Annotated in this window: 18 protein-coding genes; all 18 read right to left on the minus strand. The window is 53.9% G+C overall.

Annotated features, from left to right (window positions below):
• Positions 1-32: 32 nt before the first annotated feature.
• The 18 genes from P398_RS0112015 to bshC all read right to left on the minus strand — a co-directional run bounded on the left by P398_RS0112015 (position 33) and on the right by bshC (position 18,341).
• Positions 33-968, minus strand: a complete 936-nt coding sequence (locus P398_RS0112015; RefSeq protein ID WP_029334082.1) for an IS30 family transposase — start codon at positions 966-968, stop codon at positions 33-35.
• Positions 969-1,325: 357 nt separating this feature from the next.
• On the minus strand, positions 1,326-1,871 hold the full coding sequence (locus P398_RS0112020) for a DivIVA domain-containing protein (RefSeq protein ID WP_029335447.1): 546 nt from the start codon (positions 1,869-1,871) through the stop codon (positions 1,326-1,328).
• A gap of 18 nt (positions 1,872-1,889) precedes the next feature.
• On the minus strand, positions 1,890-2,660 hold the full coding sequence (locus P398_RS0112025; RefSeq protein WP_024370035.1) for a YlmH family RNA-binding protein: 771 nt from the start codon (positions 2,658-2,660) through the stop codon (positions 1,890-1,892).
• Positions 2,661-2,933: a YggT family protein gene (locus P398_RS0112030; protein ID WP_024370034.1), complete on the minus strand. Its 273-nt coding sequence runs from the start codon at positions 2,931-2,933 to the stop codon at positions 2,661-2,663. It lies immediately after the preceding gene.
• A 4-nt stretch (positions 2,934-2,937) separates the two neighbouring features.
• Positions 2,938-3,402, minus strand: coding sequence for a cell division protein SepF (locus tag P398_RS0112035; RefSeq protein WP_024370033.1), 465 nt, complete (start codon positions 3,400-3,402; stop codon positions 2,938-2,940).
• A 23-nt stretch (positions 3,403-3,425) separates the two neighbouring features.
• A complete protein-coding gene (locus P398_RS0112040; RefSeq protein ID WP_029335448.1) occupies positions 3,426-4,079 on the minus strand; it encodes a YggS family pyridoxal phosphate-dependent enzyme in 654 nt (217 codons plus the stop codon).
• The gene (pgeF, locus tag P398_RS0112045) at positions 4,076-4,840 is read right to left on the minus strand and encodes a peptidoglycan editing factor PgeF (protein WP_029335449.1); all 765 of its coding nucleotides are present in this window, start codon (positions 4,838-4,840) and stop codon (positions 4,076-4,078) included. Before pgeF ends, P398_RS0112040 begins: the two co-directional genes overlap by 4 nt.
• Positions 4,841-4,894: 54 nt before the next feature.
• Complete coding sequence (gene ftsZ / locus P398_RS0112050) at positions 4,895-6,040, minus strand: cell division protein FtsZ (RefSeq protein WP_029335451.1); 1,146 nt, start codon at positions 6,038-6,040, stop codon at positions 4,895-4,897.
• A 44-nt stretch (positions 6,041-6,084) separates the two neighbouring features.
• A complete protein-coding gene (gene ftsA / locus P398_RS0112055) occupies positions 6,085-7,371 on the minus strand; it encodes a cell division protein FtsA (RefSeq protein ID WP_029335452.1) in 1,287 nt (428 codons plus the stop codon).
• 227 nt (positions 7,372-7,598) lie between these two features.
• Positions 7,599-8,369, minus strand: a complete 771-nt coding sequence (locus P398_RS0112060) for a cell division protein FtsQ/DivIB (protein ID WP_024370028.1) — start codon at positions 8,367-8,369, stop codon at positions 7,599-7,601.
• Between the two features lie 12 nt (positions 8,370-8,381).
• Positions 8,382-9,458, minus strand: a complete 1,077-nt coding sequence (murG, locus tag P398_RS0112065; protein WP_029335453.1) for an undecaprenyldiphospho-muramoylpentapeptide beta-N-acetylglucosaminyltransferase — start codon at positions 9,456-9,458, stop codon at positions 8,382-8,384.
• Positions 9,455-10,792 carry a UDP-N-acetylmuramoyl-L-alanine--D-glutamate ligase gene (murD, locus tag P398_RS0112070; protein WP_029335454.1) on the minus strand — a complete coding sequence of 446 codons (1,338 nt, stop codon included), beginning with the start codon at positions 10,790-10,792 and terminating at the stop codon, positions 9,455-9,457. The genes murG and murD overlap by 4 nt, the downstream gene beginning before the upstream one ends.
• A gap of 15 nt (positions 10,793-10,807) precedes the next feature.
• On the minus strand, positions 10,808-11,767 hold the full coding sequence (gene mraY / locus P398_RS0112075) for a phospho-N-acetylmuramoyl-pentapeptide-transferase (protein WP_029335456.1): 960 nt from the start codon (positions 11,765-11,767) through the stop codon (positions 10,808-10,810).
• 22 nt (positions 11,768-11,789) lie between these two features.
• A complete protein-coding gene (locus P398_RS0112080; RefSeq protein WP_029335457.1) occupies positions 11,790-13,094 on the minus strand; it encodes a UDP-N-acetylmuramoyl-tripeptide--D-alanyl-D-alanine ligase in 1,305 nt (434 codons plus the stop codon).
• A gap of 57 nt (positions 13,095-13,151) precedes the next feature.
• Positions 13,152-15,260 carry a penicillin-binding transpeptidase domain-containing protein gene (locus P398_RS0112085; RefSeq protein WP_115336702.1) on the minus strand — a complete coding sequence of 703 codons (2,109 nt, stop codon included), beginning with the start codon at positions 15,258-15,260 and terminating at the stop codon, positions 13,152-13,154.
• 38 nt (positions 15,261-15,298) lie between these two features.
• Positions 15,299-15,661: a cell division protein FtsL gene (ftsL, locus tag P398_RS16165; RefSeq protein WP_029335460.1), complete on the minus strand. Its 363-nt coding sequence runs from the start codon at positions 15,659-15,661 to the stop codon at positions 15,299-15,301.
• Positions 15,662-15,684: 23 nt separating this feature from the next.
• Positions 15,685-16,617, minus strand: a complete 933-nt coding sequence (rsmH, locus tag P398_RS0112095; protein ID WP_029335462.1) for a 16S rRNA (cytosine(1402)-N(4))-methyltransferase RsmH — start codon at positions 16,615-16,617, stop codon at positions 15,685-15,687.
• A gap of 167 nt (positions 16,618-16,784) precedes the next feature.
• Positions 16,785-18,341, minus strand: a complete 1,557-nt coding sequence (gene bshC / locus P398_RS0112100) for a bacillithiol biosynthesis cysteine-adding enzyme BshC (protein WP_029335464.1) — start codon at positions 18,339-18,341, stop codon at positions 16,785-16,787.
• Positions 18,342-18,364 lie beyond the last annotated feature (23 nt).

Raw genomic sequence — 18,364 nt, forward strand, 5'->3', positions numbered from 1 at the left:
TCCTCCTTCAGTTTTTTGACAACGACGGTTTGTCAAATTAAGCGCAACACTTCCTCCGCGAAGGCCTCGTGTGCGGTCTTCCAGCCGAGACATTTCCTCGGCCGCCCGTTGATCTTGGCGAGCGCGTCCACGATCTCTCCCTGGCCGACCGTCGCGAAGTCCGATCCTTTCGGGAAGAACTCGCGCAGGAGGCCGTTGGCGTTCTCGTTGCTGCCGCGCTGCCACGACGAGTACGGGTCGGCGAAATACATCGGCACGCCGAGTGTCGCCCGGACGCGCTCGTGACAGCTGAACTCCTTGCCCCGGTCCGTCGTCGCCGTCTTGAACGTGCCCGCTGGGAAGGCCGCGTGGACCGTGTGGATCGCCTCCTCCATCGAGGCCGCGCTGCGGTCGGTGATCGGCAGGGCGATGTAGAACCGGCTCTTTCGCTCGATGAACGTCGCGACGCACGCCCTCGACTTCCCACGCCCGGAGACGACGGTGTCGAGCTCCCAGTGGCCGAATGTCTCGCGTGTGCGCACCTCTCTCGGACGTTTGGCGATGGACAGACCGATGTTGAACCGACCACGTGTCTCTATCGGTTTCTGGCGCTTGCCCTTTTGGCGGAGCACGGTCACCGGTACGTCGATCAGCCCCGAATAGATCCAACGATAGATGGTCGAGAAGGCGATTTTCCCGTCGAAGAGACGACCCACGATCTGTTCCGGGGACCAGGTCGCCCGCAGCTTCTCGATGATCGTCCGGCGCATCATGTCGTCGAGCTTCGTCTTGGCGCCGCAGTTTCGCTTCGCATTGGCGTAGCGCTCCTGTGCGCGTTCGGCCGTGTAGCCGGGGTTCCTTCTGATCTCCCGCGAGACGGTCGAGGGCTGTCGCCCGAGCCGTCTCGCGATGGACCGTACGGACATCCCGAGCTCCAGGTAGGTCTCTATTTTCACGCGTTCCGCTGTGGTAAGATGGGTATAGCTCATGTCGATTCCTCCGTGTGAATGTGTGTTGTGGTGACTTCATTCTACACGAGGCCGTCGCTATGGGCTTTTTTTGCGTTCACGTTCAGGTGTTGCACTTAATTTTATAATTCATCCAACAAAAAAACCCGCCCCTAAATAGGGACGAGTTCGTCGACTCGCGGTACCACCCTACTAATCTCAAACAACGTTTGAGACCGCTCTTGGAGACCGATAACGAGGTCAGGCGGTCGTGCTTACTGCGTTCAGCACGACACTCATAGGGGATACCGAATAAAGTCTTTCTCTTAGGCTTGCACCTTCCCTAAGTCGCTTCGTAGGTATGACTTTATCGACGTGTCCTAATCGACGTATTGTGTATTATCCGTGATGTTTGTTTGGTATGACTTCGTCGTCATTATACGGAAGTTCGGTCGTATCGTCAAGAACCGTTTGGACCGGTGGTTCGCCGACGATCGTGTCCCATTCCGTGCTGTTCAACAGCTCCATCTGCGCATCGACGAGAACACGGAAACGTGTCCGGTACAGCTCGACCTTCTTCAGCATTTGGACGACTTCTCGCTCGGCGAGTTGCTCTTTGCGCGCCGCATCTTCTTCACGGGCGAGCGCTTCACGCTCCGCCTGCTTCAAGATGAGACTCGCTTCTTTGGCTGCGTTCGTCTTCACTTCTTCGGCCGCCTCTTGAGCGACGATGATCGATTTGTTTAACGTATCTTCCATCGAGGAGAAGTAGTCAATGCGAGCTTGCATATCGTTGACGAGTTCTTCGTACCTTCTGTTCTCACGAATCAATAGTTCGAACTCTTTGATGATTTGATCTAGAAATTCATTGACCTCATCGATATCGTACCCGCGAAAACGAGTCGAGAACTCTTTGTTATGAATATCAATCGGTGTCAACGCCATTCGACTTTCCTCCTAAATTCAACGTATGATGCCATACTGGATTTTTATTTTCTCCCGTTTCGTCGAGCCGAGAATCGCCATCAGCTTCACCCGACCATACCCACGAATCGAAACTAAATCGTCCGGCTCGAGGATAAAGCTCGCATCGTCAATCGGCTTATGATTCACTTTACATTCACCGTGTTTGACGAGCGCTTGTGCTTTTTGACGCGAGAGTCCGAGCACTTCACTTACGACTGTGTCGAACCGAAGAGACGAGACGATGCCGAATTCATCGCTCCACTTCGTCTCTGGGACGACGAGCTTCGCTTCGGGCGCAACGTCCGAAATCCGGATTCGTGCCTTCCCGACACGATCGACGTTCATCTCGATGAAACCGGCCGCGTCACGCGTCGTCGCGAATTGGGCGACACCGTCATGTAACACGACATCTCCAAACTTTTGCCGTTTTAAGCCGGCATTGAGAAGCGTGCCCGTCACTTGACGATGGGTCAAGTCGACAAATTTGGTCGGATAATCGATTTGACGAATCGCGATTTCAAAATCAAGCGGATCCAGTTCATAGTAATCGGGTGCGAGAATGAGTCGTTTCCGTTCCGCACCTTCAAAACCACCGTCCTCATAAATCGCCAAGCGATTCCCGACGATTTGTTTGACAATCTGTTGTTCACGCGGGTCTAAAAAATCTGTCAGTTTGAACAAGTAGTTGTCCTCGACTTGCTGCACCCAATCGAGCACTTGCTCGATGAAGGCTCGCTCGCTCGGCCGATAATGATCGAAGACGCTCATTTACAGACCGAAAATCGCTCGCACTCCCGCTTGTGCCATTCGAAGTACGAACAAGGCGACGATTGGGGAGATATCGAGCATCCCGCCGATTGGAGGGATGATCCGACGAAACGGATTTAAAAACGGTTCACAAAGATACGACAAAATTTGTCCAAACTTCGATTCGCGTGCGTTCGGGAACCATGACAGTAAAATGTAGGCGATCAAGACCCAACTATAATAGCCAAGAAGCGTGACAATCGTATTTCCTAAAGCTTCTACTACGTTATTCATTCACTTACCATCCTTTACTATTGAGTTCGTCCTCCGAAATCAAATTCGAAATCGACCCCGTCAATTCGATATTGTTCGGAGTACATAGAATCGTGTTATGTCCAATCGACGTCATCGTTCCTTCGAGTGCATAGACGACACCCGATAAGAAGTTCACGACTTGGCGAGATTGTTCTTTCGACATACGTTGAAGGTTGACGATGACCGCACGATTTTCTTTTAGCTGATCGCTAATGTCCTGTGCCTCGGCGAATACCCGCGGTTCGGCGAGCACGACTTTCGAGCGTTCTTTTTTCTTCGAGTTGAAAGCGACAAGGTTGTTCGCTGTTTTCGGACGTTCCTCCGATTTGACGATTTGCTCTGTCACCGGTTGTTGCTTCGTTTCAGCGACAACGTACTCTTCTCCTTCATACGCATTCGGTTCTTCTTCGAGACCGAAGAAATCTTTCATCTTGTTTTTGATCGACATAACGGATTCCTCCTTAAGATATATTATTGCACAAGTATGGTTCCAATACGAACAAACGATGCGCCTTCTTCGAGGGCGATTTTATAGTCATTTGACATCCCCATCGATAACTCTGTGCACGGGGCATGTTCGAACGCTCGGGCGGCCATATCGTCACGTAACGTCCGAAGTTCGCGGAACGTGTCACGGATGACCGCCTCATCTTCTGTGAATGGTGCCATCGTCATGAGACCGATGATCCGTATGTGCGGATACTGTTTACAGTTCTCGATGAACGGAAGGACTTCCTCTTTTTCAAGCCCATGTTTTGAGTCTTCCCCAGAAACGTTCACTTGTACGAAGCAATCGATGACACGATCAGCTCGCTTGTTGATCTCTTCGGCGAGGGAAAGACGGTCGAGCGAATGGATCGCTGCGACGCGCCCGATGACTTGGCGTACTTTTCGTGTTTGCAAACTCCCGATAAAATGGACACGGGCATCTTCGGGCAGCGCCTCGACTTTATCGAGCAGCCCTTCCGGACGATTCTCTCCGAAGTCGCGAACGCCCTCCTCATAGAGCGCGTTCGCCACGTCCGACCCTACCGATTTCGTGACGGCAATCAACGTCACTTTCTGTCCGGCTTCATGTTCGGCGATCGTCTGTCTTACTCGTTTGACATTGTTGGCTATACTCACGATTTCTTCTCCTTGACAAGGACGGCGGCAAATCGACGAGACGCGTCACCGTTACGGTACGAGAAATACGTCCGATCGGTGACGGTCGATAAGTTCGATTGCGTGACGTCCATATTTCGTTCTGCGGCGAGCGTCTCGTTCACATGTTGGAGCGACAGTTCGGCGTGGCCGTCCTCTCGTTCATTCATGACCGCGCCCGCATACGCTGCCTCTGATACATGTTTCACCGCATCGAGGACACGGCGATCGACTTCGTAATGCTCGGACGTGATGGCCGGTCCGACGAACATGTCGATGTCTTCTTCCGGCACTCCAAGTTCAGCGAATGCGTCCGCCATCGCGCCGACGATGTTGCCGACCGTCCCTTTCCACCCGGCGTGGGCCACTCCAACGACCCCGTGTGCTTTCGCACAGAAAAAGAGTGGCACACAGTCGGCAAAGACGAGGGCGAGCGGGACGTTCTCGGCTCTCGTGACCAATCCGTCCGTCGCTTGAATCGCTTCAGCGTAGTCGAACGCACCTTTTCCGCGGTCCGACTCATCGACAAGGGCGACCCGTTTCCCGTGGACTTGGTCCGCCCAAACCGAGTCGGCCAAGTTCAAGCCGGACTCGGTGAAAAAGCGGTTTCGATTATCGACGACAGCCGATTGCTCGTCCCCGACGTGCAGACCGACGTTTCCTTCGTTGTGCCAGTCGGTCCGGGTCGTCACGTAAGCCGAGTATCGTTCCGTTTCCGTTTCCCATGTATGAATCAGTCGCATGACGTTCTCCTTTTTTACAAAAAAGGAGTGCCGAGAACCGGCACCCCCTATTTTTTAGTTACGGCGTTGTCTTACGAACGCTGGGATGTTGATCGTCTCGTCTGGGACGTCACCGCCATAGACCGGTCTATGGAAGTTCCCTTCATCTTGTGGTGCAGATTCGGTTGCTTTCGGTTGCGCCTCTGTCTTCGATTCCGCCTCAGGTTGTTTCTTCGGCTGTTGAAGGAATGGGTTCGCACCTTGCACATCTTCTGCAAATTCAGTTGCGATGACGGTCACGATGATCTCATCGTTCAAGTTTTCGTTGATGACCGAACCGAAAATCAAGTTCACTTCTTCATCAGCGGCACTTTGAACGATTTGAGCTGCTTCCGTGACCTCATAAAGGCTGAGGCTGAGTCCGCCCGTGATGTTCATCAAGACACCTTTGGCGCCTTCGATTGAAGACTCGAGAAGTGGTGATGAAATCGCTTTTTTCGCTGCTTCGATGGCGCGGTTTTCGCCTGTGGCGACACCGACACCCATGAGCGCCGATCCTTTTTCCGTCATGATCGTCTTCACGTCCGCGAAGTCAAGGTTGATCAATCCTGGGATGGCAATCAAGTCCGTGATCCCTTGGACACCTTGACGCAAGACGTTGTCCGCCTCACGGAACGCCTCGATCATCGGCGTGTTGCGCTCGACGATTTCAAGCAACTTGTCGTTCGGGATGACGATAAGCGTGTCAACTTTTTCTTTGAACGCTTGGATCCCGTGTTGTGCGTGTTGCATCCGTTTACGTCCTTCGAACATGAACGGTTTCGTGACGACTCCGACCGTGAGCGCTCCGATTTCTTTAGAAATCTCAGCGATGACCGGGGCTGCCCCTGTACCTGTTCCGCCGCCCATACCGGCTGTGACGAACACCATGTCCGCTCCGTCGAGCGCTTCGATCAACTGCTCGCGGCTCTCTTCAGCTGCTTTTTTCCCGATGTCCGGGTTGGCGCCGGCTCCGAGTCCGCGCGTCAATTTTGCGCCGAGTTGGAGTTTCACGTCCGCTTTCGACATGTTGAGCGCTTGAGCGTCCGTGTTGACTGCGATGAACTCGACCCCTTGTACTCCGTGTTCAATCATGCGGTTGACAGCGTTTGAACCACCGCCACCGACTCCAATTACTTTAATTTTTGCTACGGCGTCAATCGCCTCATCAAAGTACATCATTCAGGTATCCCCCTACGTAATTTCCGATTGTTAATAGCATCAGCTTACACGCCAAATAGTTTTTCCATTAATCGACCGAATCCATTTTTAGATTCGCGATCTGTCGCTTCCGGTTCCACATCAGAATCATGATGACGATTCGTGTGATCTGGTGTCGGAACGACCTCACGCTCCTCCGGCTTCTCCAAGTTTTGCTTCGAGACATGATGGTCGCTCATAAGCACATACTTGAGGACGCCGACGGCAGACGCGTATTTCGGGTGTCTGACACCAATCGAGGACGGTTGGTAAAGTCTCGTCTTCTGACCCATGACTCGCGTCGCAAGTTCTTGGATGCCAGGCAAGGCAGCGGCTCCGCCACAAAGGAGATAACCTCCACTGAGCGTCGGGACGCCTACCTTTTGCACTCTATTCAACACCAATGTAAACATTTCCTCTATTCTCGCCTCTAAAACGTAACTAATTTCTGCTTGCGGCTCGTAAGCGACTTCGCCGTTAATGTTCGTGAACGAGAAGCCTTCGGTCGCATCAGCCATTTCTTCTAGGGCGAGCCCGTACTCTTCCTTCGCGACTTTCGCATCTTGGTATTTACAATTGAGCTTGTACACCAAGTCACGTGTCATATGGTCGCCACCGACAGGGAGGATGTATGAGTAAACGAGGTCACCGCGATAGAACACGGAGACGGTCGTTTTCTCATGACCGATATCGATCAAGCCGATGCCAAGGTCGATCTCATCGACAGAAGCGGCACTCATGCCGAGCGCTAAGTTACCGAGCACGAAGCCGTCGAGCTTCAGTCCCGCACGTTCAATCGAACGGCGGATGCTATGTAAGATCGTCTTCGAGCCCGTCACCATCTTCCCGTGCATCTCTAAACGATAACCGAGCATGCCGCGTGGATCGACGACACCTGTCTGCTGGTCGACCGTGAACGAGGACGGGATGACATCGATGACGCTCATCTCATCCGGGAGACGCATCACTTGCGCCGAGTTGATGACTTCGATCACATCGGCATCCGTGATTTCTTGGTCTTCACGCTTGACCGATGCGATTCCGTGACACGGGGCGATTTGGATATGTTCCCCTTCAATGGCAACGTATACCGACCGAATTTGGTCACCGAGTGCCGCTTCGGCATGTTCGACGGCTTGTTTGATTGCTTGAACCGTCTTATCGATGTCGACGACGGCGCCACGTTTTACTCCTGCAGACGGGGCACATCCCTCCGCCAAAATGTTAAGCGTTCCCCCGAGTAGTTCACCCACGACGAGCTTAATTTCTGACGTTCCTATATCTAATGCGGCTACATAACCATTCGCTTCCAACAGGGAAACACCTCCGCGCTAAAATTTCTGTTCCAACATTCCGTTACAATATTACAGATATCCAAAAATATTGTTAGGTCCGGCAAGATATCTCACGTCTAAGTTTACAACAAATAAGATAGTGAGAAAAGGTAGAATCCTACAAATTAAGCGGTTTTGGGGTGTCAATTCGATTACAAACGATAAAAAAACAGCCCTATCGTGTATTAGGGCTGTAAAAAATCAGATTATTCTTTCGGTTTTTCATACGGGACGAAATAATAACCTCCATCCATGACGACGGTTCCCCGCTGTCCTTTCGGGATGTTTTCAAAGATTTCACCGTATTTCGACACCGTTTGGCCGAGTTTGAACGTCGGTGTCACAAGCGTGTTGCCATCGTTCATAAATATCTCATAACGCGTCGGCTCGCCGTCTCGTTTCGAGAAGACGATTTCCGACATACGAGCCCGCATCGCATCGTCGACTTGTTCGAGTTCCCCGGCCACTTTCTCAAGGTCGGCGACATCGGTGAATTCACGCAACAGCGGTCCGTCCTTCAGTTTTTCCGGATCATCGATTTGACCGGTCGGGTGGAGCGACCCGTCGGCGAGAACGACGACTTCTTCCTCGTCCGTCCGTGAATAGGCAATCATCTTCTCTTCCTCGAGATCGATCGAGACGATGTTGTACCAACTCCGATCGACATCGACGTCCTTCACCCCGGGAAGTGATTTGATCGTCGCTTCTAATCGCTTCGGAGAGACTTCGACGATTTTCGAGTTCGTGTCGAGTTCGATTTTCTCTAATACGTACGCCTCGGACAACCAATCGAGGCCGGACACGTTCACCGCCTTCACGTCAGACACCGACGTCTGCATATAGACGACGAGCGCAATGAGCAGGGCGAACAAGAGTAAGATGGCGGACAGACGACGGTTCGCCTTCTTACGTCGCTGGTCTTTCATATACGGGATACGGTCTTCTAAACTACGGACGGTGTTCTGACGTGTCTCCATGTTCCCTCTCCTTTAGCGGCTTACTTCTTCCACGAGTTCAACGAGCGCTTCTGCTGCTTCCGGGAATCCTAACCGTTTCGATGCCGCAGCCATTTGTTCCTGCTCGGCTAAGACGTGACGAATCGCTTCGACGAGCGTGCCGCCGGACAACTCCGTCTCCCGAATCAATGTGGCCGCTCCGCTCTCGACGAGCGCCGACGCGTTTTTCGTCTGGTGGTCAGCGGTCACATACGGGCTTGGAATCAAGATGCTCGGTAAGCCAAGTGCCGTGAGCTCAGAGATTGTCGAAGCTCCTGCCCGGGAGACGACGAGCGTCGCACAGGCGAGAAGTTCCGGCATGTCGTAGACGTACGGCAACACGTGGACGTTGTCTGCGGTCGGGGCTTTCGCGATGACCGTGTCGTAGTGAACGTTCCCGGTCACGTAGAGCACGTTCACCGGCTCTTTGGCCAGCTCAGGGATGGCTTCGAGCACCGCCCGGTTGATTGCTTCTGCCCCGCGGCTGCCTCCATAAATGACAACGATCGGACGCTCATCAAGTCCATAGGCGGACCGGACTTTCGCCTCATCGACGACCGTCTTCAATACTTCACTGCCACGCGGGTTCCCGATGACGCGAACGTTCGCCCCCGGAAAATGAGCTTCTGACCCCGCGAACGATAGGGCGACACGATCCGCTTTTTTCGATAGGAACTTGTTCGTCAATCCCGGGATGCTGTTTTGTTCGTGCAGGATGGTCGGGATCCCGAGTTGTTGCGCTGTAAAGACGACCGGTCCGGAGACGAAGCCGCCCGTGCCGATGACGACGTCCGGAAGGAACGCCTTCATCTCTTTTCGGAGCTCCCGGACAGACTTCAAGAACCAATAGCCCGTCTTGACGTTCTCAAGCGATAGCGACCGTTTCAAACCGGCGATTCGAATCGATTTGAACGGAATTCCAGCGCGAGGAACGAGGTCGGCCTCTAGACCGTTCTCCGTGCCGATATAGAGCACTTGTAAGTCAGGATGGCGTTCTTTCAACGTGTCTAGTAAAGCGAGGGCCGGGTAGATGTGTCCTCCCGTTCCCCCGCCCGAAATGATGACTTTCATCGGTTCGCCTCCTCGTATTTGCGGACGAGGTCGACGAAATGCTCGCCTCGCTCCTCGAACGTCTTATATTGATCCCAACTGGCACATGCAGGTGACAGTAAGAGCACATCATCTTCTGCCGATTGTTCAAACGCGAGCGGTACCGCCTCTTCGAGCGTGCCGACAGCAAACGCCGGGACACCTTGCGAGGCGCCGAGTGTTTTGAACCGTTCCGCCGTCTCACCATAGGCGACGACCGCTTTGACGCGTGACATCGCCGGGATGAGTGACGACAAGTCCGCACCTCGCTCGAGCCCACCGCACACCCAGACAATCGGTGATTCGAATCCAGCGAGCGCCGCTTCGGTCGCCACGTTATTCGTCGCTTTCGAATCGTTGTAGACGCTGCGGCCGAGGATGCGACCCACGTTCTCAGTCCGGTGCGCGACACCGCCGAACGTCCGCAACACACGTTCGATATGTGAACGCGGAATGTCGAATGGTTCAATGAGGAGTAGCGCCGCCAAAACGTTTTCGACGTTATGGGCACCGCCGAGCGCCAGTTCCGACACTTGGATGACCTTGTCGCCATGAACGGTGATCCAGCCGTCTTCAACGAATGCATCTCCAACCTCATAGCCGAACGTTTGCGCCGTCAACTGTTCCGGCACCCGTTTCATCACTTCCGCATCGGCGCGTTTCACGACGACCCGGTCAGCGTCGGTCATGTTACGGAACAAGTTCCCTTTTGCGTTGGCATACGATTCAAAGTCTCCGTGATAATCGAGATGGGCTTCTGACAAATTGAGAAGCGCCGCCGCTTTCGGATGAAACGCCTCGACACCCATCAATTGAAAACTCGACAGCTCGATGACGATGATGTCTTCCGATTTCGCTTTTGACGCGACTTCGATTGCCGGGAAGCCGATGTTTCCGGCCACGTGTACCGGACGGTTTCCGCCTTTTAACAGTTCGTGGACGAGCGTCGTCGTCGTCGTTTTCCCGTTTGAACCGGTGATTCCGACAAACGCCGCGTCCGTCGCCAAGTAAGCGAGTTCGACTTCCGTATAGATGGGGATACCTCGTTCCATCGCTGCTTGAAGCAACGGGATGTGGTACGGGATCCCTGGATTTTTGACGATGACGTCCGTGTCTTCCAACAAGTCGAGCGGATGGGAACCAAATACCGATTTGATTCCTAACTGCTCGATTTTCGTCCGTTCATCAGCTGACGGTTCTGAACCGGTATTGATTGTCACGACCGCTTCCACACCCGTCAAATAGGCGGCTGCGGCGAGTCCGCTGCGGGCAGCGCCGAGGACGAGGACGCGTTTACCTTTCCACTGCTTTTGCATCTGTTCCACCATCCATTACATGAGTAGTAACGACAAGAATGCCGTGATCAAGCTGATTCCACCGAACGTCAAGACGATGCGCCATTCTGACCAACCGACCATCTCGAAGTGGTGGTGAATCGGACTCATCTTGAAGATACGCTTCCCTCTCGTTTTGAACGAGAGCACTTGCAAGATGACACTGAGCGTCTCGATGACGAAGATGATCCCGACGAAGACGAGCAACAGCTCGAGCTTCAGCATGAGCGCAAGTCCCGCGACCGCGCCGCCAAGGGCGAGCGATCCCGTGTCACCCATGAAGATTTTCGCCGGGTACTTGTTGAAGACGAGGAATCCAAGAAGCGCCCCGACCGCACTGAAAGCGAACCAGGCGACACCGGCCTCGTCTTGCCCGAGCGCATAAATCCCGAAGAATGCGAACGTCGGGATGGCCGAGAACGACACGAGGCCGTCGAGGCCGTCCGTCAAGTTGACAGCGTTCGAAAAACCGACGAGCCAGAAAATGACGATGGCGACGTACAACCAACCCGTATCAAACGCGATCGAAGTGAACGGGATTTGAATCGTCGTGTCCAAGCCGGCACCGAGTGAAAGGAACCACACGAACAACACCGAGACGACAATTTGTCCAATCAATTTTTGAAGCGATGTGAGACCGAGGTTTCGTTTATTCACGACTTTAATGTAGTCGTCGAGGAAACCAATCACCCCGAACGCCAGCGTGACGAACAAGAGGGTCCCGAAGCCCGCTACCGCATCGCCGAAAATGAGCGAGACGATGAAGCCGACGACGAGTGCGAGCAAGATGATGATGCCTCCCATTGTCGGTGTCCCAGATTTCTTTTGATGCCAATCCGGACCTTCATCGCGGATTTCTTGACCGAACTTCAATTGACGCAACGCGGGAATGGCCCGCGGCATAACGACCAATACGGTCAATAATGAACTGATTAAGACGATTAAACTGATTAACATGTTCGTACCTCACTACTCTTTATTATTGAACTAGACGCTCGAGCGCCAGTCCTCGCGATGCTTTTAACAATATCACAGTCTGTGGTCGTTGATAACTGCCAAGGAGCGGTTTCGCCTCCTCGACCGTGGCGACGCAAGTCACGTTGACGCGGTCATCCGTCATCCCTTCTTGAATCCATTTCGCTTTGTCCCCAATCAAGATGCAGTCCGTGACCGGGGCCGTGATGACGCGCCCGACTTGAACGTGTTGCTCGAACTCATCGACGCCAAGTTCGTACATATCCCCGAGGACGAGTACTCGACGGCTGAATCCTTCGAGCGATTTCACGGTCTCGATGGCAGCGATCATCGATGTCGGGCTCGCGTTGTAGGCGTCGTTGATCAAATGGGCGTCACCGAACATTTGCTTTTCCATCCGCATCGTCGTCAGTTTGACGCGGTCGAGCCCGCGTTGGATTGTCGCATGGTCGAGCCCGAACTGACGACCGCAGGCGATGGCGTACGCGGCGTTCCGAATTTGATGGGCCCCGAGCACTTTCAGCTCGAACAACTCACCGTCGTAGCGGAAGATGGACGCGTCGAACGTCGTCTCGACGACCTCGATGTTCCCGTCCGCATCCGCATCATACCCGACCCGGAAACCTTCTCCGGCAAGGAGCGGTTCGTCCGCATCGACGATCAACACGCCGTCCGGTTTCAGCCCGGCTTTAATCTCGAGTTTCGCCTTGGCGATGCCTTGGCGTCCTCCGACTTGTTCGCCGTGCGATTCACCGATGTTTGTGACGAACGCGACGTCCGGCTTGGCGATGTTGGACAACAGTTCGATTTGCCCGAAGCCGTTCATGCCCATCTCGAGCACGGCCACCTCGGTGTCACGCGGCATACGGAGCACTGTGAGTGGCAAGCCGACGTCCGAGTTGAAATTGCCGGCCGTCTTGTGCGTCTTGAACTTCTCTTCGAGCACGACCGCGACCATGTCTTTCGTCGACGTCTTCCCGTTCGAACCGGTGATGGCGACGACGAGCGGATCGATCTCTGCCAAATGGCGGGCTGCCGCTTCTTGGAGTGCCTTGAGCGGAGACGGGACCGGAATCGTCACGATGCCTTCCGGCTGTTTGCGTCCTTCTTCCCAAAACGTGACGATGGCACCTTGCTCGATCGCCTTATCAATGTAATCATGTCCGTCGACGCGTGCCCCGATGATCGGGACGAACAGCCCGTCTTGATTATCGTCTCGTGAATCCGTCGCGACGTTCCGTACTTCACGCACGTCGTCCGACTTGATGCCGAACCAGCTTGCCAATGTTTGAATCGTCAATTGTTCCATCGTTATTCCTCCTGTGACAAAGGAAAAGAGAGCCGAGGCCCTCTTCATCCCTTTGCGTTAGTTCGACGGGGACTCGAGTCTCACTTTCAACGTCGCCCCGGTTTTGACTGGCTTGTCCTTCCCGATCGACTGGGAAGTGACAAAGCCGGTCCCGTCTATTTCTAAATTCAATTGGTACAAGGTTGCCAAACGTTTCACGTCTCGAAGCGACCACCCGGACAAGTTCGGCATTGCGAACGTGTCTCCGGTTTTTAATAGCAGCCGTTCGCCGACGACGTACGATTGCCCTTCGACCGGACTTTGGGCGGACACCGCCTCTCCACCACCGAGTAAAATCGGGGCGAAGGAGGCCGCCTTCGCTTTCGTGACCGCCTCGTCACGACCGAGGTCGAGGTAGGACTCCGTCGTCTTCGTTGACGCGTCGACCGCCTTCTCTTGCTTCTCAGGTTCGACGCTCCGGTAACGGAGCGCCACATCCATCACATCCTTGAATAACGGTGCCATGATGCGCGGTCCCGTCGTCGACGAGTCGCTGTTCGGACGGTCGACGGCGATATACATGACGAGCTCCGGGTCGTCTTCCGGTGCCATGGCGACGAACGAATGGATGTACTGACCGCTCAAATATTTACCGTTCTCAGCGATTTGGGCCGTCCCCGTCTTCCCGATGACCCGATAATTCTCAAGGGCGTACAGTTGACCGGTACCGAGGTCGCTGTTGACGACCCCGTCGAGTGCCTCACGCGTCAATTGGGCCGCTTCAGCCGTGATCGGCTGCCCGACGACTTTCGGATTCGTCGTCCGAATCGTCTCACCGGTCTCCCGGTTGACGACTTTTTTAATGACGTGCGGTTGCTTCATCGTCCCATCGGTCGCGATGGCTGACGTCGCTTGCAAGATTTGCATCGGTGTCACCGCGGTCGATTGGCCCCAGGCTGTGATGAGCACGTTGAGCGGGCTTTCAAAGTCGTATTGACTGTTGACCTCACCCGGCAAATCAACACCGGTGCGCTGGTCGAATTTAAAAGCGTTGAAATAGTCTTCATACCGGCTCAAGCCAAGACGTTCATTAGCCATGATGGAGAACGCCACGTTTGACGAGTGCCAGACGCCTTCTACCATAGGAATCGTACCCCATCCGGTAATGTTGTAATCATTAAACGTCGTCCGTCCATATGTATAGGAACCAGACTTGTACAGTTCGTTCGGATCGAACACGCCTTCGTTGATGGCCGCGGCGAGTGTGAAGATCTTCATCGTCGACCCCGGCTCGAATCGAGACGAGACGGAGAAGTTGCTGTACGACGTGATCTCGCGTGTGTTCGGGTCAAATGACGGCCGATCCGACAGTGCCACGATTTCTCCCGTCTTCGGGTCCATGATGATCGCCGTCGCATTTTTTGGCGCATACTCTTCGTACATCTCGTCCATCTTCGTATCGAGCAGCTGTTGAATGCGATGATCGATCGTCAACTGGACGTCCGCCCCGTCTTCCGGCTCGATGCGCAACTGCTCATCACTCGCGATGAGCGGACGGCCGGCAAGATCTTTCTCGAACCGGTTCAAGCCGTACGATTCACTTAAAATATCGTTCAACGACTTCTCGATCCCAAGTTCTCCGACGAGTTCGATGCGTCCGTTTTGGTCAATCTTTTGGGCATAGCCGATGACGCTTGAGGCGAACACTTTATTCGGATAATACCGTTTCGGCTCTTCGACGAACGTGATCCCCGGAATTTCGAACGACTCAATCTCTTCTTTTTGTTCGACCGTCAAGTCACGTCCGGGAACACCGAACTCAATTTGACCCCGTTCGACGTTCTGTTCGAGCCGTTTTAACACATCAGCCTCGTTCATCGGGATGACGGTCGCGAGCTCGCGTGCCGCTTCCGGAAATTCTTCCGGTAACAACGTCTTCCCTTCGACCCGCTCACCTCCGAGCTTTAAGACGGCGACGACCCGATACGACGGAATATTGATGGCAATCGGTTGACCGAAACGGTCAAAGATCTCACCACGCTCCGCTTTCAGCGTACTGACCGCCTTCCACCGTTCCTCTTCGGCGAAAGCGAGCATGTTCTCTCCTTTGTACGTCTGGAAGACAGATAGATAAAAAAACCAACCGACAAAAAATAAAAAGAGCGGTGTGAAGCAAACAATCGCCACCCACGCCACTCTTTTTTTACTCTGTTGTAGAGAGCTCATCAGTCAATCACCTTGACGTTCTTCTCATTGAACTGCATTCCGAGCTTTTCAGCTATCGCATAGATTCTCTCTGGCGAGCTAAGTTGGGCAATCTCATACTTCAGTTCTTCGTTCTCTTTGGCAATCGTGTTCGTCTCTTGAGTAATCAAGGCCGTATCACGCATGATGTTGTACGCTTCATTATGTTTCGACACCGTGATGCCACCGAACAAGACGACAGAAGCGATCATCGTCGGGTACAGGATGGATTCGAACAAAGTCAACGTACGTCGTTTTGGAGCAGGTATCGGTCGTTCTTGCGGAATCGGATTTCGATTCGGTGAAACGTGAGGCTGCAGAGCCTTGCGGGCAGCTTCTGGCATCAGGTATCCCTCCTACGTACAGTCTATTTTTGTTTTTCGGCGACCCGAAGCTTCGCTGAACGGGCGCGTCGATTGTCTTCAAGCTCATCGCCGCCGGCCGTGATCGGCTTTCGGGTGATGAGCTTCAATTCTGGCTCAAACTCTTTCGGAATGACCGGCAACCCTGGCGGAAGCGGCGGGTGCTGGCTTTTATCTTTAAATACTTGTTTACAGATCCGGTCTTCTAACGAGTGGAACGTGATGACACAGATGCGGCCGTTGATGGCGAGCATGTCGATCGCATCTTGGACAGCGCGGTCGAACACGTTCAATTCATCATTGACCGCGATGCGGATCGCTTGGAACGTCCGTTTGGCGGGATGCCCGCCTTTACGTCGGGCCGGTGCCGGGATCGCATCTTTGATCAAGTCGACGAGTTCAAACGTCGTCTCGATCGGCTTTTCGGCACGGGCTTTCTCGATTTTACGGGCGATTTGCTTCGAGAACTTCTCTTCCCCGTATGTAAAGAAGATGCGGGCCAAGTCCCCGAACGCCCATTCATTGACGACGTGATAGGCCGAAAATGGGTTTGATCGGTCCATGCGCATGTCAAGTGGGGCATCGTAATTGTAGCTAAATCCACGTTCCGCCTCATCAAGTTGCGGTGACGAGACACCGAGGTCGAACAAGACACCATCGACTTGTGCGACACCACGAGCATGCAGCTCGTCTTTCAAGTGGACGAAGTTGCTCTTTATGAACGTAACCCGGTCCTCATATGGAGCCAAGCGCTCTTTCGCGTGCGCGAGGGCGACGTCATCTTGGTCGAAGGCGTATAGATGGCCTGTCGTCAATCGTTTGACAATCTCTTCACTGTGACCGGCTCCTCCTAACGTGCAATCGACATAAATCCCGTCCGGTTTGATGTTCAACCCTTCGATGGACTCCATTTTTAAAACCGTTTCATGCTCAAACATACAAAAACCCTCTCACCCTACATTTTTCAACTGTTTTATTACACTTACTTTATCATAAAAATGTCAAGCTCCGCATTCGTTTTTAGCGAAAATAGGAAACAAAAAGGTAACAAACAAAAAAGATTCCCCGTTCGCCCGGGGAACCGTCCGAAACACCTGTAATTATTTTACAATTTAACTAAGCATCGCTCTGCTTCCGTCCGCTCATAGGCGTCAGACAAGCGCGTGAACAAGTCAAGACCGTGCCGGTTCAACAACGGCACCATCGACCAAATCCGCTCTTGCGGCGCCCCCATCGGCAACAGACGCGTCGACAGATGGATCCGACGCCGATTCAACCGATACTGTTCCCGCTTCGCCTCGGCCCGCATTTCGTCCGCCAAACGTTCGAGGGCGTGGAGCGCACTCGACCCGAAGCGCTGACCTCGCCGGCTCGCCTCTTCGCTGACGGCGGAAGACAGCGCCCGATAAGCGTACAAACTTTCATCGAACGCCTCATCATCGAACGCATGGTCCGGGAGCGGATTCGTCAAATATTCGTCGAGCGACACACCTTCTTGCGCCAGCTTTTTCTCGTCATTCGCCGAGATGAGCACCGCTCCGAGACGAGGGACGAGGAGCGGCATCTTCCAGCCGAACGTGTGAAACAGCGGTCTCAGTTGAAGCCAATACGCAATCTCACCAGGACCGGAGACATATGCGAGCGTCGGGAACAAATGGTCTTGCATGAGCGGACGGGAGACGACGTTGTTCGAGAAACGCTCCGGATGGGCATCGATCTCCGAAAGCAACTCAGCTTCTGAGAAGTGATGACCCCGTTTCGTCGTGAATGCGTCCCCTTCTTTCGTGAGCAGTTCGCGCGTCCCGTCATGATAGAATACGTGGGCCGCTTCGCGATTGAGCTCGACGTCAGGCATTCCGTCCTTATGCGCGTCCGCGAACGCCGCATGCAGCCGGTCGTGTTCGACGATCAACCGTTTGAACGCATCACGCCCGAGGGCACGTACATCCGGTTGGTGCGGGTCGAACAGAAGAAAGTCTTCTCCGATGAAGCGCCGCATCATCTTGCCGAAAAATTGAGCGAACGACTTCGAGCGTTGTAACAGCTCGACGAGTTCATGGTACAGCGACGACGTATGCTCCGTTTCCGCCTCGGCGACAAGCATGCGTTGCAACATTTGGACGAGTTCGATTTTCAACCGTTCGAACTCGAGCTCCCCGACGGACGCTTTTCCGGCGAGCGGGATGGCCGAGAGCGCCTCTTTACGAAACTGCCGGGATAGCGGCTGAGGGATGAGGACGTGATTGATTTCGGCATAATCATGGTCTTCCGTCGCCATCCAAAAGATTGGCAAGACGGGCTTGCCGAGCGACGCTTCTGCTTGTTTTGCCCGCTTCAACACGGTCAACAGCTTGTACACCGCAAACAGCGGTCCCCCGAACACACCGACTTGCTGCCCGGTCACGATTGTGTACGCCTCACCCGACGCGAGCGCGTCTAGCTTTCGGTCGAGCGTTTCCGACAATGGACCGTAAGCAGCTTGTTGGTCACGTAAAATCGCCGCGAGCGACTCCAAATGCGGATATGTACGTCCGTCCAGCTCCTCGGCTCGCAGTCTCAACTCGCCCATTCCTTTATAATCAAGCCAATCCGTATACCCGTCCTCGATTTGAAGCATCGGAGACGACGGGGCATACATGGCGTCAAGCGGCTCTATCCTCACGTATAACGACTTCCTTTCGATCG

Origin of the sequence: Exiguobacterium aurantiacum DSM 6208, from assembly GCF_000702585.1 — a bacterium.
Classification (GTDB): domain Bacteria; phylum Bacillota; class Bacilli; order Exiguobacteriales; family Exiguobacteriaceae; genus Exiguobacterium; species Exiguobacterium aurantiacum.